Genomic DNA, 23,508 nt, shown 5'->3' on the forward strand with positions numbered 1-23,508 from the left:
TGGCAGGCGACCACAATTGTGTTCGCCGCCACCAGATGGCTGCAGGCCGGCTTGTCTCACAGGTCAGGCGTCGCCGTAATCTGCAAAGGATTCAGTAGTGATGGATATCTTGAGGTGGGACAGACCGCCTCGCCTGAGCCGCCGCGCCAACGCGGTCGTAACGGGAGCGGGCAGCGGAATTGGCCGTGCCTTCGCGGTGGAGCTCGCCCGTAGAGGTGGACGAGTGGTGTGTGCCGACATCGACCCGGTGCGTGCCAAGGAGACGGTCGGGCTCGTCGTCCAAGCCGGCGGCGAGGGGCTCGACATCGCATGCGATGTCACGGACGAAGAGCAGGTCCGCGAACTCGCCGACAGCGCCGAGAAGTGGTTCGGCGCGGCAGCCAGCCTGGTGATCAACAACGCGGGCATCGGAATCGGTGGCAATGTCATCGGCGCGACGCCCAAGCGGGACTGGGAAGCGACACTTTCAGTCAACTTGTGGGGAGTGATTTACGGCTGCGAGATCTTCGTACCGCGACTTCGTGCGAAGGGCAGCGGGGGAATTATCAACGTCGCATCGGCTGCAAGTTTTGGAGCAGCGCCCCGGATGGGTGCCTATAACGTCAGCAAGGCCGGCGTGCTCTCGCTATCCGAGACTTTGGCGGCCGAGCTGAGTGGTACTGGTGTGGCGGTGACTGTACTGTGCCCGACATTTGTCAAGACCAACATCGTCGATAACCCTGGTATTGAGGAGTCGGCCGCCAAGCTGGCAACGAATTTGATGAAGTGGACCGGCGTGTCGGCGGAATCGGTGGCGCGCAAAACGTTGGACGCGAACGATCGCGGTCAGTTGCACGTCCTACCCCAAGTCGACGCGAAGATTCTCTGGTTATTTAAGCGGGCAGTGCCTGCCACGTATACCCGTGCGCTCGGTTTGGTTGAGCGAATCGCGCGCTAAGTCATTCCAGACAAAGACAAAGGAGACTCCAATGGCATTCAAATACAGCGATATGCTCGAGACGATCAAGAATCGGCAGTGGGCGCTGGCCGACATCGATTGGGATGCGCCGGGCGCCGATAAAATCACTGATGAGCAGCGGCCCGAACTGAAGCAGTTCATGGCTGACGTGGTGTGGATAGAACACGTCGGTGCACGCGCGTTCGCCGCCATGGCGCCGAAAGCGCCGTTCGAGGCTCTAGGTGACATCTACCGGTATTTCCATGCCGAGGAGCAGCGGCACGCCAACGCGGAGCTGGCGCTCATGCAGCGGTGGGGGATGCTCGAGGAAGGGGAAATCCCGGTGCCGAACAAGAATATTCGACTGGTCATCGAGTGGATCGACCGATACGCCGAGGCCCTCCCGCTGACGGTGATCGGAGCGGCGATCCCAGCCTTGGAGACTGCGCTCGACGGAGCATTGCTCAAGTTCCTTCTCGACGAGGTGCAGGATCCGCTCTGCGCCGAGGTCTTCAACAAGGTCAACAACGACGAATCGCGGCACTTGGCAGTGGGATTCCAGGTTCTGAACGACCTCGGCGCCAGCCCCATGCGCATTCATGCGACTCAGACGATGGGGGCGCTCATCGACCCGAGAATCCTTCTCGGCGGCGTCCTCTACGTGCCGTTGCTCACCAGGATGTTGACCAATCTCAACGCCATGGGATTGTCGGAGGAGAAGCTCTACAACGCGGTGATGCGGTACGAGAACGTCGGAGATCGTAGTGAGTTCACGCGCCGCGTTCCGGGCTACCACATCTTGAAGGCTCACATGTCCGCCAGCATCAAGCGTTCTCAGCCATTGCATTTCATTTCGCAGCGGCTGGGTACCGCGATCGACCACTTCCCCACCGAGGTGCTCGGTAAGTCACCGACGTGGACAGAAGAGCTGACCTACGAACCGGTGGCCAGATGAGCGACACCACGACCGTCTTGATCGTCGGTGCGGGTTTCGCCGGCCTGGGAACCGCAATCCGGTTGCTACAACAGGGTATCGACGATTTCGTTGTCCTTGAACGTGCCGACGAGGTGGGTGGTACCTGGCGGGACAACACCTATCCCGGCGCGGCGTGCGACATCCCGTCGCTGCTCTATTCCTACGGGTTCGAGCAAAATCCGGACTGGTCCCGCGCGTATTCGGGCAGCGCCGAGATCCTCGGCTACATCAAGACGATGGTCGACAAGTACTCGCTGTCGCGTTTCATCCGGTTCGGAGTGAACGTCACCGGTCTGGAGTTCGACGAGGAAAGCGCACTGTGGACGGCGCAGACAGCTGACGGCTCGCAGTTCACGGCGCGCACCGCAGTGATGGCCAGTGGGCCGCTGGCGAATGCGAGCCTGCCGGACATCCGCGGACTGGACACCTTCGATGGTCACAAGATCCACAGTGCGCGTTGGGATCACGACTACGACATGAGCGACAAACGTGTCGCCGTGATCGGCACCGGAGCCAGCGCTGTTCAGATCATTCCCGAACTGGTGAAGACTGCGCGGTCGGTCAAGGTCTTCCAACGCACCCCCGGCTGGGTCCTCCCTCGGCCCGACTTCTCCCATCCGCAGTGGGTGCGGACGGCGTTTCGTCGCTTGCCTCGCGTGCAGAACGTCGGACGGCAGGCGTGGTTTTGGGGCCACGAGCTCATGGCCGTCGGCATGGTCTGGGATACCCCGGTCACCACTGGCATCCAGCTACTGGCGAAGGCGAATTTGCGGAGGCAGGTATCGGATACTTGGCTCAGGCGCCAGCTGACGCCGAACTTCCGTGCCGGCTGCAAACGGATGCTGATGAGCAGCGATTACTACCCCGCTCTTCAGCGCGACAACTGCAAGCTCGTCTCATGGCCGATCGCGACCCTGTCGCCGAATGGCATACGGACCGCAGATGGCATCGAACACGAACTGGACTGCATCGTCTTCGCCACCGGCTTCGATGTATGCAAGGCTGGCACACCTTTTCCCATCCGAGGCGCGCATGGTCGTGAGCTCTCCGACGAGTGGTCCCAGGGCGCCTATGCGTACCGGAGCGTCACCGTCGCAGGCTATCCCAATCTTTTCTTCACCTTCGGACCAAATTCAGGGCCCGGCCATAACTCGGCCCTCGTGTACATGGAGGCCGAGATCAACTACATCGTCAAAGCCATCGGCGCGATCATCGCGAATGATCTCAGTACGCTCGAGGTCCGCGAAGATCGGCAAAATAATTACCACGGCGAGGTACAGCAGCGGTTGGGAAGTACGACTTGGAATTCGGGTTGCAAGAGCTGGTACCTCACGAATGACGGATACAACGGCACCATGTACCCCGGTTTCGCCACCCAGTTCAAGCGCGCACTGTCCAAGGTCGACATGGGTGATTATGTAACGACCCCGACAACCGCACGAACTGAGCACCACCCAACCGAACACGCCCAAAACGGCTCGAATGTGGCCAAGGTTGCCCAGGGCCGCAAGGCCAAGGTAGCCCAGGGCCGAAAAAGCGCAGGCGCCCTGCCAACGCGGTCTGACGTCAAAGCCGACATCCTGGACGTGGGCGTCGGGAAGGTACCGCCTAAGCGCGCAGCCTCGAGAGTGAGGAAAGACGCTTGAGTGTCCATGTTGCGGGCGACGAGAATGCCCCCACCTCCGGAGCCCCTACGTACGAGGTCCCCACCCACGAGATATTGGTCATCGGAGCTGGATTCTCCGGGATCGGAGTGGGCATCAAGCTGCTGAAGGAAGGTTTCTCGGACTTCCTCATCGTTGATGAGGCCCAAGGGGTGGGTGGAACCTGGTACTGGAATACCTACCCGGGGATTGCAGTAGACATTCCGTCATATAGTTACCAATTCTCCTTTGAGAAACGCCCGTCGTGGTCCCGTACCTATGCGCCGGGGATCGAACTGAAGAACTACGCGAAGCATTGCGTGAAAAAATATGGCCTCGCGTCGCGCATCCGCTTCGGAGTCACGGTTGTGAGGGCTGAGTTCGACGAAGAATCGACATTGTGGCGTTTGTTTACCTCGACGGACGAGGAACTGACAGCGAGGTTCGTCATCAATGCCTCCGGGGTTCTCACGCGACCAAAATCGCCGGACATACCGGGGGTCGGGGACTTCGGCGGGGTCACGATGCACACGTCGCGCTGGGACCACCAGCAGACCCTCACCGGAAAGAGGGTCGCCGTCATCGGGACGGGCGCCTCGGCGGTGCAACTGATCCCCTCGATAGCCAAGGACGTGGACACACTCACCGTCTTTCAGCGCACCCCGATATGGTGTCTGCCGAAATTCGACTTCGCGGTGCCCCGCCCGCTGAGTGCTCTTCTCCGGCTCGCACCCGGAGCGCAGATCGCCGCGCGGGGAGCCAGCCAGGCCTTTGTCGAACTCACCTTTCCCGTCGCAGCGCACTTCCATACCGCCATACCGCTGGCGTCGGCGATCGAGCGTGCAGCGATCAGCTATATGCGTCGGCAGGTCACCGACCCGGTCGTTCGGGAGAAGCTGACGCCGCGTTACGCGCTGGGCTGCAAGCGACCAAGCTTTCACAACGAATATTTGAAGACGTTCAACCGCGAGAACGTCCTTCTTGAAACCAACCCCATCACCCGGGTGGATGAGACCGCGGTAATTACGGCCGATGGCGTCAGACACGAGATCGACGTGCTCGTCCTGGCAACGGGATTCAAGGTCATGGAATCGGACAGCATGCCCACCTACTCGCTCAGAGGTGTCGCCGGCCGAGACCAGGCACAGTGGTGGGACGAGAACCGACTCCAGGCATATGAGGGAGTCAGCGTGCCAGGATTCCCGAACCATTTCTCAGTGTTTGGCCCGTACGGATACAACGGGTCGTCCTACTTCGCACTCATCGAGGCACAGGCGGGTCACATTCTCCGTTGCCTCCGGCATGCCAGGACGGCCGACTCGAACTACGTCGAGGTACGCGAGGAGGCGAATCAACGCTTCTTCGCGGAGATGCTGGCACGGCGGCATACGCAGGTCTTCTGGCAGGACAGCTGCGCGGGCGCGAACAGCTATTACTTCGACAAGCATGGGGACGTGCCTCTGCGTCCCACGACGACGGTCGAGTCGATCTGGCGCAGTCGACGATTCGACTTGGCCGACTACCGTTTCGAACGGCGACCGGCGAAAAAGGCGGACACTGCCCCACAGAAGGTGGACACCGCCGGATGAGTTCACCTGCCAGGCCGAATCCGAGCATGGCGAGCCACCTGGTCGCGGCAACGGCGCGAGGCGTTCTTCGACCTCTCACGCAAGTGATTCCGGCCAACGACCATGGCTTCGCGGTCATGGACCGCGTGCTACGGGGAACACTCGTGGTGTCGCGGCCAAGGCGCGCAATCAGTGTCGAGAAGGTAGACACGCCCTTCGCCGGTGAACGTGTGCGAGGCGACTGGGTCAAGGCGGCCAACGTGGCCTCGGATGCTCCGCCGATTCTTTATATACACGGCGGCGCATTTTCTATGTGCTCTCCCGAGACCCACCGTGGCCTCATCAGCGAACTGTCCGCGGCCGCCCGCAGGCCGGTATTTGCCGTGCGCTATCGATTGGTCCCGAAATATCCCTTCCCGGCGGCCGCAGATGATGCACTGATCGCCTATCGATGGTTGACAGAGGGAAGCGCGATCACCGCGTCTTCTGGCACGGTGGCGCTCGCCGGCGATTCCGCAGGCGGCCAGCTTGCTGCGGCGACGGCGCTTGGCGCTCGGGAACATCGACTGCCGACGCCGGATGCCATGCTGCTGATGTCGCCGGTGCTGGATTTGACATGCCAACTCGCGATGGACCGTGATCTGCGCAGACGGGACCCCTTTGCGTCCGCCATCTCTGCGTCGAGAACAATTGGTCTGTACGTGGCGGGCGCCGATCCAGCCGACCCGAGGATAAGCGTGCTCGATGCTGATCTCACGGACATGCCACCAACTTTGATTCAGGTCGGCGGACGAGAGATGTTGCTCGACGACTCCAGAGTCTTTGCCAAACGTCTGCAAACTGCAGGGGTCTCCTCGCAGTTGCAAGTTTTCCGCGGCCAGATCCATGTCTTCCAGGCGATGTTTCGCCTACTGCCAGAAGCACGTGAGGCCCTCAGGCTCGGTGGCGAGTTCTTGGCTACTTCGGCCACCGTCCGTTGACAGCGTCCCTGCGCACGCCTTGACCACGAGGCGCCCCAGCACGAAGGTTGTATGAGCTAACGATGAAACCCGTGAAACGTGAACCAACCCAGGACAATCCCCCTGGTAACCCCTCGATCGTCATCATCGGCGCTGGCTTCGCCGGAATTACCCTTGCACTTCGCCTCAAACGCGCAGGGTTCGACAGGGTCCTCATTGTCGAAAAGGGCGATGGTGTCGGGGGAGTCTGGCGGGAGAACACCTACCCAGGGGCGGCCTGTGACGTCCCGTCGCAGTTGTACTCGATCTCCTCGGCGCCGAATCCCAGGTGGGGTCGGCGTTACGCAGAACAAGGCGATATCCTCGCCTACCTTCGCCGCGTCGCCGACGAAAGTGGTTTGCTGTCCCTCCTTCGGACCAAAACCGAAATCGCTAAGGCGGCCTTCGATGAGCGCACGAACACATGGCGTCTGACCACGACTACCAGTCAGGAATTGGAGTGCGATGTCGTCATTTCGGCCGTGGGCCAGCTGTCCCGACCCTCAGTTCCTGATATTCCTGGAATCTCGGGCTTCGCGGGCCCGTCGTTTCATTCCGCGAATTGGGACCACGATCTGAATCTCAGCGGCAAGCGGCTTGCGGTCGTCGGCACCGGCGCTAGTTCGGTGCAGTTCGTCCCGGTGGTCGCCGCAGGCGCTGAGCACTTGGACGTTTTCCAACGGTCAGCCCCATGGGTGCTGCCCAAATTCGACCGTCAGTACGGTGGGCGGCATCACCAACTGCTGCGCAAGTTGCCCATTCTGCGGCTCAGCGAACGTCTGATGATTTGGACGATATTCGAGTTCTTGGCGTTGGCACTCGTCGACGCGAAGCCAGTAGCGCGAGTCTTGGGAGTCATCGCCCTCCGGCACCTAGGTCGCCAGGTGTCGGATGCCCGGCTGCGTTCCCACCTGACGCCGGACTATGCGCCCGGGTGCAAGAGGATTCTGTTCTCCAGCGACTATTACCCCGCGCTCGCACGTCCCAACGTTTCATTGGTCACCGACGATATCCGGGCAGTAGAACCTGGCGGAATCCGCACGGTGAACGGCGACTTCCACGCCGCCGACGTGATCATCTACGGCACTGGCTTCAGTGCCACCGAGTTTCTTTCCCCGATGGAGGTCTACGGCCGCTCGGACCGGAAATTGTCGGACGTGTGGGCGGATGGCGCGCACGCCTACTACGGCCTATCGGTGCCAGAGTTTCCGAATTTCCTCATGATGTACGGGCCCAACACCAACGTGGGATCCGGGTCCATCGTCTACATGCTCGAATCGCAGGCCCGACACATCGTCAGGTTGATGAAGGTTCTCCGTGCCCATCCAGGAAGTGTTATCGAGGTCCGTGCCGATGTGGAGAAGCGCTTCAACGACCGGTTGAGTCGCCGCCTGGACAGATCCGTGTGGACTATGTGCACGAGCTGGTATCGCTCGGCGCGGGGGTCGATCTCTACCAACTGGCCCAGCCCGACCTTCTTGTATCGCCTTCGTGCGCGCAGGCCGAAGCGGCGCGCTTACGTCCTGTCGCGTCCCGCGCCCGCGAACTCGTCGCGCAGGGGGACACCCGAGCCGGCCAACACCCATCTGGCCGACATGCCCTATGCCCCAAGCGGGGCCGATAGCGTCGACTAGTGGCGGCTCTGTTCAGTGACGGGTATCCGAGGACGGCGGGGAGTCGCTGACATTCGAGCGGCAACTGTGACCGCCGTTGACAGGGTGGTCACCGGTGTAAACGATGGGTGAAATCCTTCCGATAATGCGAGAAACAACATCAAGGGGGCACTCGATGACCAAATCGCCGTCCGGTTCGGCAAGCAAGTCCCGTGACCGGCTGTTGTCGGTACTACTGAATCCCCTCCCGCAGCGCGTCGAGCGCGCTATCCAGGAGTGAGTCGACGATGGCCGGTTCGCGAACTTGCCGCGCCGCCGACCGGTAGCGGATTGAAGCCAGTTATCGGCGATCAGGGATTGCCTCTCGTTGGCCTTCGCCCGGAACTTACCGGCGGCACGCTCGGGGCAGAATGGTGATTTACTCGCCGCGCTATGTGAGGCGCGCGCCAGGACGGCGAACGCTTCACTGATGCGGACAGCATAAATCAAATGATCTTTCTGATGATGGCCGCTCATGACACGTCAACGATCACCACTGCCGCTGTGGCGTACTTCTTGGCGAAGAATCCTGAATGGCAGGATCGACTTCGTGCTGAGTCTGACCGTCTAGGCGACGATCTGTCGGACATTGAGGACCTGGAGGGGCTTACGGCGATGGACTTGGTCATCAAGGAGTCGCTCAGACTAGTTGCACCGGTACCGTTGGTTATGCGTAAGACGGTGACCGACACCCTAATTGATGGCTACTACGTCCCCTCCGGAGTGCTCGTCGTCATCACGCCTGCGGTCAACCACTTTGCGCCCACAGTGTCGACCGAGCCGGACCGGTTTGACCCAACGCGACTCGAGCCGCCACGGCGCGAGGATCAGGCCCACCGCTTCGCCTGGCTTCCGTTCGGAGGAGGCGCGCACAAGCGCATCGGGATGCACTTCGGCACCTTGGAGGTGAAGGCAATACTGCACGAGATGCTGCGGGAATTCACCTGGAGTCTGGATGACGGCTACCGCGTTCGGTGGGACAATACGTCCCTGCCTGTTCCCTGTCGACGGCCTACCTATTACGTTGTGTCGCCGATGATATCTAGGTCATTCCACGAGACTTTTGAGTGCTTAGCCGAGCACATCGCCCTTACAGGGCGCCGGCGGAATCGACGCAGTCCTCCAAGTGGCCTCGGAGATCCTCAACAAACCCCGGCGAACCGTAGTCGGCAAACCTACGCAAACTGCCGGAAAGGATGGTCATGCTAGAACCATCAACAGCCGTCGTCACAGGAGCAGGTCGAGGGATTGGTCTGGAGATCGCGAGACAACTCGCCGCTGCCGGTCACAAGGTTTTGCTCACGGATGTGGATGGCGACGCAGCGGAGCGCGCTGCCACCGAGGTCGGCGGTGGCGCTTGGAGCGCCACGCACGACGTACGAGATCCGTCGGGTCATCGGGAAGTCGCTGCTCAGGCTTTAGCCGCTGGCCCTCTGGCGGTGTGGGTAAACAACGCTGGGATCCTACTCGCGGGTAACAGCTGGAGTCACAGCGATGCCGAGATTGCGTCGATCCTCGATGTCAATGTACGAGGTGTCGTTGCCGGCTCACACGCGGCAGTTGTCGCTATGGGCGCGGGTGGGGGCGCGATCCTCAACATCGCGTCCCTCTCGGCTCTGGCGCCCATCCCTGGATTAGCGATGTACGCAGCAACCAAAGCGGCCGTATTGTCGTTCACCACATCGCTGCAGGGCGACCTTGACCATGCGGGATTGCCAATCCACGCACGGGCGCTATGCCCTGACGTGGTAAGTACGAAAATGGTCACCGACCGGGTTGCCGACCCTGGGGCGGCGCTTCTGTTCGCCGGACCGCGTCCAATGGATGCTGCGGCCGTGGCCCGCGCGGGACTCGAGTTGCTGGAGAGTCGCCAGATATTCCGGGTAGTTCCTCGGTGGCGTGGCGTAGTTGCGCGCACTAGCGATGCTGCGCCGTCGCTTGGATTGAAAGCTTTCGCGTTGATGCGCGGCGTCGGTGAGCGGCGCCAACGCAATCATCGTTGATGGCGGTGTCGAAGACGGAGGGTTTAGCGTGGGGAGGCTCGAATTGTACCTGGTCAGGTTTTCGGTTCGCAGAGTGGTAAGTGGGGATCAAGCTGGAATCCCAGTTCCTGCAGCCTGTCATTGATTATCAACCAGGTTTGCCGTGTCAACCGAATGACGAGTTCGTCACGAGTGGAGTCGCGATGGTCCAGCCACCATAGGACCGAAGCGTCCATCAAGCCCATGATGGCGGCGACATTGCGGTCTGCCGCCTCTGAGTCCTCGCCGTAGCGAGGAAAGTAACGGGCACCCGCGACGGCGAGTTCAGAGGCGAATGCGCTGCTGCCGGGCGCGGTCTTCTCGGTGCTGCGCCGATAGTGTCGGTTCACCAGGAACCGATAGAGGTTGGGGTGTTCGTCAGCCCACATGACGTGCTGAGTGACCGGCGCGCGTATCACGTCTAGCGGCGATCCCTGGACATCCAGAGTTAGGCGAATCTTCGCAGTGAGTTCGCGGTGGACGTGACGAGCCACGGCAAGATCGAGTTCTTCTTTACTTGCGAAGTGGCGGTAGAAGTGTGTGCGTCCCAAACCGGCCTTGTCTGCGATTTGGCCCGTGAGTGCGTGGGGCCCGTTCTCTTCGATTGCGCTGAGCGCCGCTTCGATGATCTGTTCACGACGTAGTTCACGGCCCGGCAACCTACTGGCCGCGCGGCGTACCGCTGTGGTGTCCACCCAGTGCTGTCGCTCCACGATGTCACCGTAACGCCCCGCGCTCTGGAAAGTTCTGGGTACGTGTTGTACCCGGCGTGCGATTCGTGGTACACCATGTACCCACAGGCGAAGCGAGACCATTGCGGGATCGGTGCGCAAGCAAACACAGTGAGGACTTTGTAATGGCAGCCAACCGCTCTAGCTGGATGGACGACGACCTCGACGCACTGCGGGATTTGGCACGTACGTTCTGTGAGAAGGAGGTCGCGCCGCACAGTGCCCGCTTCATCGAGCAGCACCACGTGGATCGGGACCTGTGGACCCGGGCGGGTGATCTTGGGTTGCTGTGCATGTCAATCCCCGAGCAGTACGGCGGAGGTGGGGGAACGTTCGCTCACGAAGCAGTCTTGATTGAGGAACAGGCCCGCATCGGCGATTCGGCATGGGGCGCGCCGCTTCATAGTGGAATCGTCGCCCACTACCTGCTCGAGTACGGCACCGATGAGCAGAAGGAACGCTTTCTTCCCAGACTGGCAACTGGTGAGATGGTTGGCGCGATTGCGATGACGGAGCCGGGCACTGGCTCCGATCTCCAATCTGTCACGACCAAGGCATCGCGCGTTGGAGACGAATACGTTGTCAACGGTTCCAAAACGTTCATCACCAACGGCGCTCAGGCCGACCTCATCATCGTCGTTGCGAAGACCGACCCCAGTGCCGGAGCGAACGGAATCTCGTTGGTTTTGGTCGAAGGCGATCGACCGGGCTTTCGGCGGGGTCGGGTGTTGGACAAGGTCGGTCAGCGCGGACAGGACACCTCCGAGCTCTATTTCGAAGATGTGCACATTCCGGTTGAGAACCTCCTGGGTACGACTGAAGGCCAGGGGTTCATTCAGTTGATGCAGCAACTTCCCCAAGAGCGATTGATCCTTGCGCTTGGTGCAGTGACAGTACTAGAAACAGCGCTCGAGTTCACTGTGGAATACACCAAAGATCGGCATGCCTTCGGCAAGCCCGTCTTCGCCTTCCAAAACACCAAGTTCAAGCTCGCCGAGGTCGCCACCGACGCCCACATCAGCCGCGTTTTCATCGACGACTGCGTCGCCCGCCATCTGCGCGGTGAACTCGACATCCCCACCGTCGCGATGGCGAAATGGTGGACTACTGAGCGTGCGATGGTCGCCCTTGATGACTGCTTGCAGCTCCACGGCGGCTACGGCTATATGACCGAGTATCCCATCGGCAGGATGTGGGCCGATGCTCGCGTTCAGAAGATCTACGGTGGGACAAACGAGATTATGAAGGAGATCATTGCTCGGTCGCTTTAGATCGAATTCGACCGCTAGATTGGTTACGAGGGGCCGCGATAGCGAGGTGGCGTTCGCTTATCAAGTCGGTGGTGACTGTTCATTAGGCGGTCACTGTTCACTAGGCGGATACCCGGCGAGCTCGCTTCAAACGGGGGCCTTACTCGGCCGGCCTGGGCGCGCCGCGCCCGAGACAGGTTGACCTTGCTGCTGACGCCCTTCAGACGATATGCGCCGGCGGACGACCACCGGAGGCCTGCGTCGTCGACGATCACCCGCGTGGAGTCCCACCAACACTGCGCCTGGCCGCGCCGCCGCGCTCACTCGGCTGGCCAGGTTCACGGGGTTGCCGAACCAGTCGCCCGCGCGCGAGACCGCTGACCCGGACGCCACGCCAATCCTCAAGGAAGGCAGGTCATTTGCTGACGCGCTGTCGATCAGGTCCAGCATCGTCGTCACCAGCGGCGTCGGTCGTGATGAGACCAGCATGACCGCGCCCCGAGGGTTTCACGAATCTCAACCGGTGGGTTGGCAGCCTCGCGCGCAGCAGTCGCGAGTCGATTCGCGAGCCTCTCCAAATCGTCGGGCTGAAGCTTTCAACATGTTCAGCGCGCGAAGCCACGCATCATCTCCGTGGCCTGCCCGATGCCTTCCGTGAGGGCCCGCAATATGGCGACTGTTTCGTCTGGATTCCGGTTTCCGTGCTCAGCTCGCGCAGAGAGACGTACCGTCCCTCATCACCCAGTACGCGGCTTGTAGGAAGAAGGAGAGGGGTTGGGGCCACCAGTCGGCTTTGATCAATCGTGAAGCCCTGGGCATGCAGCCAGGCAATTAGATGAGTCCTTTCCTGGCGGCTGTCGCCCTCAAGACCGTCGTGCAGACATACTGAGCGAGGTCGTCTTCGTGTGTTGCTGACACCCTGGACCTGCTTAGTGCTGCGGCGTACCGGGACGCGGACAGGATGGTTCAGTGTTCACGCCGCGCACCTGGTGACTCGACGCGGGGACGCCGAGCACGGCGTGACCCATCGCAACGAGCAGCGCAGAGGTCTGTTCGGGAGCCAGGCCAGTGCCGCGGTAGTGCAAGATCGATTGAATGGCTCCGATCGCTCCATGAACCATCGCCCGAAGTTCAATCTCATCGACCGCGGGCCGCAATTCTCCGACGAGGTGTACCCACTCTTCTAGATAGAGTCGCTGCTTTCGGCGCAACCGGCTCTGGTGCTGATCCGACAGATTGTGCACTTCGCGGTAATACACCATTGCCAGCTCGCGTTGATCCATTACCAAGGCGACTTGGTCTGACACCAGCAGGGTCAGCGCCTCCGCCTCGTCGCGGGACTGCTCGACGATCGCCGTCGCACGCTTAAGGAGTTTGTCCACCACTCGCTCGAAGAGGGCCGCCAGTAGATCGCTCTTACTGTTGAAATGGCGATAGATGGCCGGCCCGACAACCCCTGATGCAACGCCGATGTCGGCCATGGAGACAGCGTGGTAGCCCCGCTCGGCAATCAACTCGGTGGCAGAGGCGAGAATCCGTTCCCGACGTTCGCCGCCGACCCGGGTACGTCCGGCAACGACCACCTTGTTCACTACTACCTTCCTTCGCTCGCAACCAGGGCTCGCGCAGCACTGCAGCGCCGGGAGCTACACTACGAACGTTAACACCTGCTCACAATCCCAGGTTGAGTTGAAATGTAGACGCCCAGTGGCAGGTGGCTGGCGCCTGCGCGTGTGATCCCCATTCGTGGATGTGCCCGCTCATTGGCCAAGATCGGCAACCGCGTGGGCAGATCGCTGCGCCCTCTTTGGATGTCCAGTTCGGCAAGGAACTGGACAAAGCCATCTCTCCGTCTGCCGGACGCTGTTGGCGTCATCCGATCGTCATCACATCGTTCGGCAACACGGCTTTGGCAAAGGGGCTACGTCAAGCAGCAGGCAGAGGACGGCGACTTGATTGGCGATACGTCGACAGAGTGGCCCGGCTACTCCAAATTCGGGATTTGTCAGGTCGCGCCGACAAGGGATTGCGGTATGTCCACGATGCGGGAGCGCAGGTACTCGCACAAGCCCTTCGCCTGGGCATCCGGCCGGGTCGAGGATGCCACGCCTTCCCCCAGCAGCCCGTGCACCACAACGTTGAGCGCACGCAGGTTGGGCAGCTCGAATCGCTCTATGCGCAGCTGCGCAGCCTCCGGGCCGAGCAGCCCGCGCAGTCGCTCGACGGTTAAGTGCTCGCGCACCCAGGCATAGCCGGCGTCGTCGCGGGCCCAGAGACCAATATTGGCGTTGCCGCCCTTGTCGCCGGACCGCGCGCCCAGAACCGCGCCCAGCGGCGCGCGGCATGTCGGCTCGGTCGGCGGCGCGGCTGCCGCGCTGCCCCGGACCTTCGCGGCCGGCACGCTACCGGTCGGCGGATCGGCGATCCTCCGGCGCTCACCGTTGGGCAGCACCACGACCTGCGTCACGCTCGACCGGGGCACGGTCGCTGGGCGATACACGCCGAACACTGACTCCGACGTGGGTGGCGTGGTGGTGTGGAAGCCGGCATACCCGGCCAGAGCGATCTCCATGATTGCGCTCGAGAACGCCCGGCCGACCTTGCGCGGGTCGGTGTCCTTGACCGTGATCCGCAAGTGCGCGCACGCCTGGTCGTTGGTGGGGGCGTCCGGTGTGTCGAAACGCAGAAACCGGACGTCGACCTCGGCGAAGGATCCCCGGCCGCCGAGGATGTCGAACAGCTGCTGCTGCGCGAACGCGGCTTTCGCCTCCAGGTCCAAGCCGGTGAGCACCATCGTCATGGTGTTCCGGTAGCCCCCGACCTCGTTCAGCGCCACCTTGAGCGTCTCCGGTGGCGGGCTGCCGGTGACACCCGTGATCGCCACCCGGTGCTCGGCCTGCTGGGCCAGCGAGATCGTGTCGAAGTGAGTCACCACGTCGGGCCCCAGATAGGCCGGCTCGGCGATCTCGTAGAGCAGCTGGGAGGTGACCGTACCGACCGACACCAGCCCCCCGGTGTCGGCGTGCTTGGTGATCACCGACGAGCCGTCGGCCGCCACCTCCGCGATCGGGAAGCCCGGGTAGCGACGGTCGGTGATCTCGTCGAGGAAGGCGTAGTTGCCGCCCGTGGCCTGTGGTCCGCATTCGATGACGTGGCCGGCCACGACGGCACCGGCGAGCCGGTCCCAGTCGGTGCGCTCCCACCCGTGCCACCAGGCGGCCGGGCCGACGACCAGCGAGGCGTCTGTCACCCGTCCGGTGACGACGACGTCGGCGCCCGCACCCAGCGCTTCGGCGATACCCCAACCCCCGAGGTAGGCGTTGGCCGAGACCGGCTTGACCTCACCGACCGCAGGGGTGATCGCGGAGAGGTTCCCGCGCAAGTCGTCACCTTCGATGTGGGCGATCCGGACGGTGATACCGAGCCGGTCCGCAAGCTCGCGCAATCTGACGGCCAGCCCGGCCGGGTTGAGCCCACCGGCGTTGGCCACGATCTTGATACCGCGGTCGGAACAGGTGCCCAACACCTGCTCCATCTGGGTCAGGAACGTGCGCGCGTAACCGCCCGCCGGATCCTTCGCCTGGGCCTTCGCCAGGATGAGCATCGTCAGTTCAGCGAGGTAGTCCCCGCACAGCACGTCGATGCTCTGCTCGCCCGTCCCGCCCTCGACCATCTCCCGCGCCGCGGCGATCCGGTCGCCGTAGAAGCCCGAGCAATTTCCGATGCGTACCGGGTCCCTCACGACACACCTCCGTCGAACTGTCCTGCGGTGCGCCCGCCACCGGGAGGTCCGGCGAAGGCCTGCGCGATGGAGAGCCACTGGTCGGCGAGCGGACCGGTGACGTGCAGTGCGGTGTCGTCGCGATGCCTGCGCTGGGTGACGAGCAGGCAGAAGTCGTGCGCAGTGCCGGTGACCCGGTTGGGCACGCCGTCGGGGCCCCAGGTCCACAGCGTGCCCCCCGGTGCGGTGAGCTCGACACGGACGGGTTCCTCGGGCACCTCCAGGCCGTTGGCCATGTAGCTGAACGCCCGCGCTCCCACGCCGATGTGGGCGACGTGGCGCAACCGGGCCGAGGGCACACGGGTCACTCCCAGCGCGTCGGCGATGTCCTGACCGTGCGCCCAGGTCTCCATGATCCGCGCGGTCAGCGAGGAAGCCGCGCTCATGGGGAGGCCGAACCACGGCACCCGCATCGAGGGGTCGATCGCTGCGAAGGCAGCGACGAGGGCGCGGCGCGCGCCGTCGAACCAGGACAGCAGCTCCGCTGTCGGCATCGGCCGGTAGCGCTCGGCGATGGTGTCCGGGGAGATCCGGCCGTCGGCGAGCATGGGCAGCACCTCGGCCGTGAACCCTTCGGGGTCGGTGGCTGAGCGCACCGCGGCGTCGTCGAAGAACGCAAGATGGCTGATCTGATCGCGGACCGCCCAGCCTGCCGCGGGGGTGGGCGCGTCCCACCCGGCTTGCCCCTCGGGCAGCTCGGCGATCAGTGACCACAGCTCGGCCGTTTCCGCCCCGATGTCGGTGATCAAGGACTCCATCGGCACGGCCACGTCTAACGTCCCTTCCAAACCGGTGTGCGCTTCTCGCGGAACGCGGCGGGACCCTCTAGCGCGTCGGCGCTGAGGTACACCGGCTCCCATATCTGGTCGGCGTGGGCGTAGGCCTCCGTCAGGTGGTGCGCTGCGGAGAGGTATACGGTCTTTTTTGCCGCGAGTACGGACAGCGGTGCGTTGGAAGCGATCCGCAGGGCGATCTCCTGAACTCGTACCCGCAGCTCCGCTGCGGGCACGACCTCGTTCACCATGCCTACCTCGCGGGCGCGCTCGGCAGTGATCGGGTCGCCGGTCATCAAAATCTGCAGCGCAATCCGCGGCGGCAGCAGCCACGACAGCGGGACAGCCCATGGCGAGCCGCGGCCTACCTTGACCTCGCTGACCGCGAACCTGGCGTGCTCGGCTGCGATGACGAGGTCGCACTGCTGGGCCAGTAGGAATCCGCCGGCGAAGGCGACGCCGTTCACCGCGGCGATGGTCGGCTTGGCGACCTGGATGTTGCGCCCGAATTGCGGCGCGAAGTCTGGCGGCGGAACCGTGAGCGCCGTCTCCGCCATCTCTTTAAGGTCCCCTCCGGCGCAGAACGCCTTATCGCCTGCCCCGGTCAGCACCAGAACCTTGGCGGAGTCGTCGGCGTTGAAGCGGTGAACGCTGTGGAACAGTCCCTGCCGGACCGCCCCGTTGAGCGCGTTCCGTGCCTCGGGGCGATTGATCGTCAACCAGGCCACCCCGTCGACGACCTCGTAGGTGATCGCTTCCTCGCTCATCAATCCCCGTCCTGATCGGCACCCGCCCTCCCGATGTGAGGGCTCGTTCACTCGCAGTACGTTACCCGGCAGAATGTCGCGAGGACCAGTTGGTGAGCGAACGCGTTGCGTCCGGCGGCGCAACCCGACCGGCGTGGCCAGCTCCGTAAATGTTGGGTTCGCCACCTCGTCGGCCGCATTCGGTTCGAGCGATTGACGAGATCGGATCCCAAGGCCGCAACACGGGGTTGCATTCGTACGTCAAGTCCTCGGCAAGAATGTGGCCCTCTTCGGCCTTTTGGGATTGGCACGCCGGAGGTGCTCCTTGCCACCGTTTCACCCTTGGCTCCCAGAAACAATCGGTGCCAAATGCTGTGAACGCATGCGTCGCCGCGGGGAACCGCTCGTCAGCGTCCGAGGACTTGAAAACCTTCCCATGCTTTCCGGCGGTCGGCGTGGGGGTCGTTGTCCACTCGCGAAGCGCGATCGAAGACGAGGACCGGACGGGCGTCGCTGGTGTAGCGCGGCCAGCCGTCTCCTGGAACTCCGGTGCGTGCGAAAGCATCCCAGCGCCCTTGCATGTCGTCGCTCACGCGTAGGGCCGAGCGGCGATCGGCTCCGGCGCTGAGTAGCCGACCGAGCGGCGTGCGGTAGGCGTCGAACACCGCAAGAAGCTCCGTCGCATGGGTGGCACCCAGCCCGGCCCATTGCAGAGTTCGCGGGGCGAAGTCATAGCGGTACAGATATGTGGGGGCGTGCCGACTGTGGGAATCCGCGAGCTGCCACAGTGTCGATCCGAATGTGAAGTCGGCCCCCAGTCGGATACAGGCATCGGGGGCCGGATATTCGGGATAGGCAGCAGTAATTCGCTCGCGACAGGTGGGTTCCGCTCCCGCTAGTAACGCTTCGATCTTGGCTTCGTTCGTCGGGAGGAGTTTGAGGAAGCGAGTGAACAACCGGCCCTCGTCGGCGTTCGTACCGACGATCAGCGGCACACGGTACGCCTTGCCGTCGCGCATCGCTTGAATGGGCTCGGACGGTAGATAGTCGGTTCCGAATGTGCATCCCACCGGGTAACCGCCAGCAAGGTCCGATGCACTCGTGGTGAGCAAGCGATCGAATGCATTCACCAGTTGAGCCGGACGCGCCGCCAACAGGAGGCGGGCGGGCTCCCGCTCGTCGGCGCAGAGAATGGATGCGAACTTGGCGGCGAACTCCGCGGCCAGCTCCTGGGAGCGGGATAGCGCGCCGGCCGGACTTTGTGAGATAGCCTGTGCGAAAAGCCCTTTCGCCGCTGGCACGGCCAGCAAAGTGGTAACGGCGTGCGCGCCCGCGCTCTCTCCGAAGATCGTCACGTTATCGGGATCGCCGCCGAATGCCGCGATGTTCTCGCGTACCCACCTGAGCGCCGACACGAGGTCACGCAAGTAGAGGTTGTCGTCAATATGGATGTCTGCGGTGGACAGCGACGACAGGTCGACAGCCCCTAGCGCGCCGAGGCGGTAGTTTGCCGATACGTACACGCAACCGCTGCGGGCAAGCGACGCGCCATCATAGATCGGTGTCGCGGAACTGCCCAGGAAGTACGCCCCGCCGTGAATGAAGAACATCACGGGCAGAGGTCGGTCCGAGCCGCCGTCGGGTGCAACGACATTGAGGGTGAGGCAGTCCTCGCTCATGGGCTGGAACTTGCCCGGACCGACGATGGTGTATCGGCGGGGCTGTGGAGCGCAGTAGCGGAATCGGTGGCAGGGTCGGACGCCGTCCCACGCTTCGACCGGCTGGGGAGCCTTGAACCGCAGCGCGCCGACTGGTGGCTTGGCGTAGGGAATGGAACGCCAGCGATTGACGCCGTCCCGCGTGAATCCTTCGATGGCGCCCGAGGTGAGTTCGGTGCGGACTGTCTTCGCTGGCATGTATCGACAATAGCGAATGACTATTCACACCAGCGCCCGGCTCTGCCGTTCAGTCGCCGTGTCGGGCACGGTTTGGCCTGCTACTGATGACTCACTCGACTTCGGTCAGCGGCCTCCACGGCCGTTCGGTGACGTCGTGGCTGATTCTTAAGCACCGGTTACTTCTTTTCAGAAGAAGAAGCTACCCATGACCGGCTATCTCCGGGCGTGCGGGGACATCCTCAGCGTTGTGAGCGTCGGTACTCGCTCGGAGAGCGGCCGGTCCATCGCTTGAAGGCGTGTGAGAAGTTAGCAAGATCGCCGTATCCGAGCTCGGTCGCGATCTGGCTTGCCGACATTGATCGGGTGATTAACAGCATCATCGCGCTCTCCCGCAGACACGACTGGCGCAACTCGCGAAACGTGGTGCCCTCTTCGGCGAGCCGGCGTTTGAGTGTGCTGGTGGATACCGAGAGTTCGTCTGCGACCCGCTGGCAACTTCGCTGTCCGGGATCCTCGTCCAACAACCGTCTCACCTTCTTGGAGAAGGACGTGGCTCCGCTCTGCTCGTCGAGGGTCCGCCTCAGCTCGGCGACGGCGAGTCGATACGCAAGGGGATCGGAGAACCGGCACACTTCATTGAGCGCGTTGACGGGAACATGAAGGTAGGACATCGGTGCGTCAAAGAACAGGCGCCCGGCTAGTACCATCTCTGCCGCGAGTTTGTTCAGGGAGACCGGCGCTGACCAACTCAAGTGGAGCGTGACGGTCAGCGCGTCACTGACGAGCATGTCCAGCAGTCGTAACAACGCCGAGCCGGTATATGTGACTGCTAAGCAGTCCAGGGCCCGATCGCCTGTGTGCCCCCAGAGCCCGACGGTGAGACCTTGGTCGTTTGGACGGAATTGTGCATTGATCGCCGTGGTGATCAACGGTAGACTAGGTGAGCAGCTCGACGATCTCGGCTACCGAGCCTGCGCTGACCAGCGGGACGCTCAACGGGCCGAAAGATGTCAACTGTGCCTGTCCTGCAAACGAGAAGCCGAGCAGGGTTGCCCGGTCGACGTCTAGATCGGGGTACAGATCGCGAAACCACCGCAGTGGCGCCTGGACATCGTGCTGCATCAGCGTCGCCTCGTCGGTTCCCTCGCGCGCCATGATGGTGCGAAGCCGCGCGACGGCGTCCGGGTCGAGTGCCTGGCTCTCCAGCATTTGCACGAACGCGACCGGAGGCACACCGGCGTTGCTGAACTTCACCGATCGTGCCCCCTGAGCCCAATCCACAAGTTCCTGATCCGCGCAAACATAGCGGAAGCGCTCGGATTGGACAATCCTGTTAACAAGTATTCACATTCAGGGCAACTTAAGAGGAGTCGGTAATGGCCGTTGTCACTTTTGTCTCCCACGACGGCGACAAGCACCAGGTGCCTCTCGATGAAGGCCAGTCACTCATGCAGGTCGCGACCAACAATGCAGTGCCTGGCATCGACGGCGACTGCGGAGGCGAAGCGGCGTGCGGTACCTGCCACGTCGTCGTCGATCCGCAGTGGTCCGATCAGGTCGGCTCCTCCGGCGTCGGCGAAGAGGAGATGCTCGCGATGAACCCCGAGCGTCAGCCGACCTCTCGGCTGTCCTGCCAGATGACGGCCTCCGAGGCATGGGACGGCTTGATCGTCCATCTGCCGGAGTTCCAGATGTGACGACGAAGGGAAGTGGTCAAACATGGTAAAAATCTCTGAAAAGGTCGCCGAGAAAGTTCAGGCGACCATCCCGATCGACCTGCAGATTCAAGGTGCACACGCCTACGACAAAACTCGGCGTTGGGTGACCGGTACGAACGGGAAGAAACTCTTTGTAGAGCGTCCTATTCCGCCGGCCGAGGAGGTCGAACTCGCCGACATCGATCTCAGCAATCCTTTTCTCTATCGCCAGGGGCGCTGGCAGTCATACTACGAGCGCCTGCGTAACGAAGCTCCGGTCCATTATCAGCGGCACAGTGCCTTCGGCCCGTTTTGGTCCGTCACCCGGCATGCCGACATCGTGGCCGTCGACAAGAATCATGAGGTCTTCTCCGCTGAGCCATTGATCGTCATCGGGGTGCCGCCCCGCTTCCTGGATATCAAGATGTTCATCGCGATGGATCCACCACGCCACGACCTGCAGCGGGCGGCTGTCCAAGGGGTGGTCGCACCCAAGAACCTACGGGAAATGGAGGGTCTGATTCGCTCGCGCGTAAGGGAGGTGCTGGATAACCTCCCCGTGGATCAGCCGTTCGACTGGGTTCACGACGTCTCGATCGAGCTGACCGCTCGAATGCTTGCGACCCTGCTGGACTTTCCGTACGAGCAGCGTCGCAAGCTTGTCGAGTGGTCGGATCTGGCAACCTCGATGGAGCAAACCAACGGCGGTCCCTCGGACCTTGACGAGACGTTCGTCGGCATGCGCGCCATGGCCCGAGATCTCAGCCGGCACTGGCACGACAAGGCGGCCCGGACCGGTGCCGGAGAAGAGCCTGGGTTCGATCTGATCACCATGCTGCAGAGCAATGAAAGCACCAAAGACCTGATCGACCGGCCGATGGAGTTCTTGGGCAACCTTCTGCTGCTGATCGTCGGAGGCAACGACACGACCCGGAACTCGATGAGCGGCGGCGTTCTCGCGTTGAACCGCTACCCGGACCAGTTCGAGAAGCTGAAAGCAAATCCCGACCTGATCCCCAACATGAACTCCGAGATTATCCGATGGCAGACGCCACTCGCCTACATGCGCCGGATCGCCAAGGCCGACACCATGCTGAATGGTCAGTTCATTCGCAAGGGTGACAAGGTCGTGATGTGGTACGCATCGGGAAACCGCGATGAGCGCGTATTCGATCGGCCCGACGACTTCATCATCGACCGGGACAACGCCCGCAACCACATCTCTTTCGGGTTCGGCGTCCACCGCTGTATGGGCAACCGGTTGGCCGAGATGCAGTTGCGGATCCTGTGGGAGGAGCTGCTTCCTCGTTTCGAGAAGATCGAGGTCATTGGTGAGCCCGAATACGTGCAATCCAACTTCGTCAGGGGAATCAGCAAGCTGATGGTCCGCCTCACCCCGAAAGCCGGCGCATGACTTTGCATCGAGCGGTCATCGTGGGCGCCAGCCACGCGGGCGCCCAACTGGCGGCCAGCCTTCGTCAAGAAGGATGGGACGGCGAGATCGTCCTCGTCGGCAATGAATCGGCAGCGCCCTACCAACGCCCTCCGCTGTCGAAGGCATATCTGGCCGGGAACTGCACAGTCGACAAGCTCGCGATCCGCAGCGCCGAGTTTTACACAAAGCTGCGAATCGAAGTTCTGGATGCGACGGTGGAGGCAATCGATCGCGCAGCGGGTCACCTCTCGCTGAGCACCGGCGAGGTGCTGCCCTACGACAGGCTCGCGCTGTGCACGGGCGCGCGCCCCCGTCGGCTCTCCACCCCAGGCGCCGACCTGGCCGGAGTCTTCTACCTACGCACCGCGGCGGACGTCGAGATGATCCGAGACGCCACCAGACCGGGGCGTCGAGCCGTGATCATCGGCGGCGGTTACATCGGATTGGAGACGGCTGCCTCCTTGCGTGCGTTGGGTCTAGAGGTCACCGTGCTCGAGGCGACGGAGCGCGTCCTCGAACGGGTGACCGCCCCGGAGGTATCGGCGTTCTTCGACCGGATCCACCGGGAGGCGGGCGTCAACATCCAGACGGGCGCGCGGGTCGAGGCTCTGTCTGGCGACGGCAAAGTCGGCGAAGTAGTCCTGGCCGGTGGCGAATCGATTTCCGCCGACCTCGTCATTGTCGGCATCGGCGTTGAGCCGAACACCGAGCTCGCCGCTGCCGCGGGCTTGGTCGTCGACAACGGCGTCGTGATCGACGACCAAGCCCAGACCAGCGACTCCGCCATCATGGCCGCCGGGGACTGCGTCAGCCACGACATGGCTCGTTACGGCCGCCGTATACGTCTGGAGTCCGTGCCCAGTGCGGCCGAGCAGGCCAAAGTCGCGGCGGCGACTTTGTGCGGGAAGTCCAAGAAGATATCAGCGCTGCCTTGGTTTTGGTCAGATCAATACGACCTCAAGCTCCAGATCGCGGGTCTCAACACCGGGTACGACGAGGTGGTCCTCAGCGGCGACCCGACCCGCGACCGCGACTTCACCTGCTTCTACCTGCGTGCCGGCGAGCTCATCGCCGCCGACTGCATCAATCGCCCCCGCGACTTCATGTTCAGCAAGCGGGTCATTACGCAGCAGGTCCCCGTCGAACGGGCCGAACTCATGCTCGCCGGCTCGGTCTGAGGTCATGGCTGCATGGGCGATGGGACGGCGACTGCGATTGCGACGCGTGTGTCGGAGACGAACGTCAGCGAGAACCGCCATCCAACTCCGCTGGCCGCGGGGACTGGCTAGCGGATGCCGCCGGGCACCTCGGCGGTGTTACCGCAGCGCATCAGAAGCTAGTGGAGGTCGCCAACAGGCGTGACGATTTTTGCGGGGGGAGCATCGTCTTGAGTCGATGCTCG

At 62.7% G+C, this 23,508-nt stretch carries 18 protein-coding genes and 2 pseudogenes; 12 read left to right on the plus strand and 8 right to left on the minus strand.

Annotated elements, in window-relative coordinates:
- The first annotated feature begins 100 nt into the window (after positions 1–100).
- The 8 genes and pseudogenes from M1248_RS06875 (at position 101) to M1248_RS06910 (ending at position 9,777) form a co-directional block, all read left to right on the plus strand.
- Positions 101–937, plus strand: a complete 837-nt coding sequence (locus M1248_RS06875; protein WP_011895452.1) for an SDR family NAD(P)-dependent oxidoreductase — start codon at positions 101–103, stop codon at positions 935–937.
- A gap of 31 nt (positions 938–968) precedes the next feature.
- Positions 969–1,892: a hypothetical protein gene (locus M1248_RS06880; RefSeq protein ID WP_011895451.1), complete on the plus strand. Its 924-nt coding sequence runs from the start codon at positions 969–971 to the stop codon at positions 1,890–1,892.
- Positions 1,889–3,559, plus strand: a complete 1,671-nt coding sequence (locus tag M1248_RS06885) for a flavin-containing monooxygenase (protein WP_011895450.1) — start codon at positions 1,889–1,891, stop codon at positions 3,557–3,559. Before M1248_RS06880 ends, M1248_RS06885 begins: the two co-directional genes overlap by 4 nt.
- Positions 3,560–3,630: 71 nt before the next feature.
- On the plus strand, positions 3,631–5,145 hold the full coding sequence (locus M1248_RS06890) for a flavin-containing monooxygenase (protein ID WP_041800854.1): 1,515 nt from the start codon (positions 3,631–3,633) through the stop codon (positions 5,143–5,145).
- Entirely contained in the window at positions 5,142–6,104 is a 963-nt protein-coding gene (locus M1248_RS06895) for an alpha/beta hydrolase (protein ID WP_067992185.1), read from the plus strand. The genes M1248_RS06890 and M1248_RS06895 overlap by 4 nt, the downstream gene beginning before the upstream one ends.
- A 62-nt stretch (positions 6,105–6,166) precedes the next feature.
- The gene (locus tag M1248_RS06900; RefSeq protein WP_068001988.1) at positions 6,167–7,756 is read left to right on the plus strand and encodes a flavin-containing monooxygenase; all 1,590 of its coding nucleotides are present in this window, start codon (positions 6,167–6,169) and stop codon (positions 7,754–7,756) included.
- Positions 7,757–8,108: 352 nt separating this feature from the next.
- A pseudogene (locus M1248_RS06905) lies at positions 8,109–8,813 on the plus strand (cytochrome P450); the annotation flags it as partial.
- 163 nt (positions 8,814–8,976) lie between these two features.
- Positions 8,977–9,777: an SDR family NAD(P)-dependent oxidoreductase gene (locus M1248_RS06910; RefSeq protein ID WP_109558230.1), complete on the plus strand. Its 801-nt coding sequence runs from the start codon at positions 8,977–8,979 to the stop codon at positions 9,775–9,777.
- A gap of 53 nt (positions 9,778–9,830) precedes the next feature.
- On the opposite strand, the gene M1248_RS06915 is transcribed toward M1248_RS06910, so the two are convergent.
- Positions 9,831–10,508: a TetR/AcrR family transcriptional regulator gene (locus tag M1248_RS06915; protein WP_225397498.1), complete on the minus strand. Its 678-nt coding sequence runs from the start codon at positions 10,506–10,508 to the stop codon at positions 9,831–9,833.
- 143 nt (positions 10,509–10,651) lie between these two features.
- Between M1248_RS06915 and M1248_RS06920 the strand changes: the two genes are divergently transcribed.
- Positions 10,652–11,797 carry an acyl-CoA dehydrogenase family protein gene (locus M1248_RS06920; RefSeq protein WP_011895443.1) on the plus strand — a complete coding sequence of 382 codons (1,146 nt, stop codon included), beginning with the start codon at positions 10,652–10,654 and terminating at the stop codon, positions 11,795–11,797.
- A 604-nt stretch (positions 11,798–12,401) separates the two neighbouring features.
- Here M1248_RS06920 and M1248_RS06925 read toward each other — a convergent pair.
- The 7 genes and pseudogenes from M1248_RS06925 to M1248_RS06955 form a co-directional block, all read right to left on the minus strand.
- Positions 12,402–12,746 (minus strand): adenylate cyclase regulatory domain-containing protein, encoded by a 345-nt coding sequence (locus tag M1248_RS06925; RefSeq protein WP_078281695.1) that lies wholly within the window; start codon positions 12,744–12,746, stop codon positions 12,402–12,404.
- Positions 12,706–13,368, minus strand: coding sequence for a TetR/AcrR family transcriptional regulator (locus M1248_RS06930; protein WP_011895441.1), 663 nt, complete (start codon positions 13,366–13,368; stop codon positions 12,706–12,708). The genes M1248_RS06925 and M1248_RS06930 overlap by 41 nt, the downstream gene beginning before the upstream one ends.
- Positions 13,369–13,781: 413 nt before the next feature.
- Positions 13,782–15,518, minus strand: coding sequence for an acyclic terpene utilization AtuA family protein (locus M1248_RS06935; RefSeq protein ID WP_067992188.1), 1,737 nt, complete (start codon positions 15,516–15,518; stop codon positions 13,782–13,784).
- Complete coding sequence (locus tag M1248_RS06940; protein WP_011895439.1) at positions 15,515–16,327, minus strand: TIGR03084 family metal-binding protein; 813 nt, start codon at positions 16,325–16,327, stop codon at positions 15,515–15,517. Before M1248_RS06940 ends, M1248_RS06935 begins: the two co-directional genes overlap by 4 nt.
- A 2-nt stretch (positions 16,328–16,329) precedes the next feature.
- Positions 16,330–17,097: an enoyl-CoA hydratase/isomerase family protein gene (locus M1248_RS06945; RefSeq protein WP_011895438.1), complete on the minus strand. Its 768-nt coding sequence runs from the start codon at positions 17,095–17,097 to the stop codon at positions 16,330–16,332.
- A 386-nt stretch (positions 17,098–17,483) separates the two neighbouring features.
- Positions 17,484–18,992, minus strand: a complete 1,509-nt coding sequence (locus M1248_RS06950; protein ID WP_067992190.1) for a carboxylesterase/lipase family protein — start codon at positions 18,990–18,992, stop codon at positions 17,484–17,486.
- 221 nt (positions 18,993–19,213) lie between these two features.
- Positions 19,214–20,228 (minus strand): annotated as a pseudogene (locus M1248_RS06955) (helix-turn-helix domain-containing protein).
- Between the two features lie 122 nt (positions 20,229–20,350).
- Here M1248_RS06955 and M1248_RS06960 point away from each other — a divergent pair.
- The 3 genes from M1248_RS06960 to M1248_RS06970 are packed head-to-tail and all read left to right on the plus strand — an operon-like array spanning position 20,351 to position 23,284.
- Positions 20,351–20,671 (plus strand): 2Fe-2S iron-sulfur cluster-binding protein, encoded by a 321-nt coding sequence (locus tag M1248_RS06960; RefSeq protein WP_011895435.1) that lies wholly within the window; start codon positions 20,351–20,353, stop codon positions 20,669–20,671.
- A 22-nt stretch (positions 20,672–20,693) separates the two neighbouring features.
- Positions 20,694–22,085 carry a cytochrome P450 gene (locus M1248_RS06965; RefSeq protein WP_011895434.1) on the plus strand — a complete coding sequence of 464 codons (1,392 nt, stop codon included), beginning with the start codon at positions 20,694–20,696 and terminating at the stop codon, positions 22,083–22,085.
- Positions 22,082–23,284 carry an NAD(P)/FAD-dependent oxidoreductase gene (locus tag M1248_RS06970; RefSeq protein ID WP_067992193.1) on the plus strand — a complete coding sequence of 401 codons (1,203 nt, stop codon included), beginning with the start codon at positions 22,082–22,084 and terminating at the stop codon, positions 23,282–23,284. The genes M1248_RS06965 and M1248_RS06970 overlap by 4 nt, the downstream gene beginning before the upstream one ends.
- The last annotated feature ends 224 nt before the right edge of the window (positions 23,285–23,508 follow it).

Origin of the sequence: Mycobacterium sp. 29Ha (assembly GCF_032883055.1) — a bacterium.
GTDB classification, from domain to species: Bacteria; Actinomycetota; Actinomycetes; order Mycobacteriales; family Mycobacteriaceae; genus Mycobacterium; species Mycobacterium gallinarum.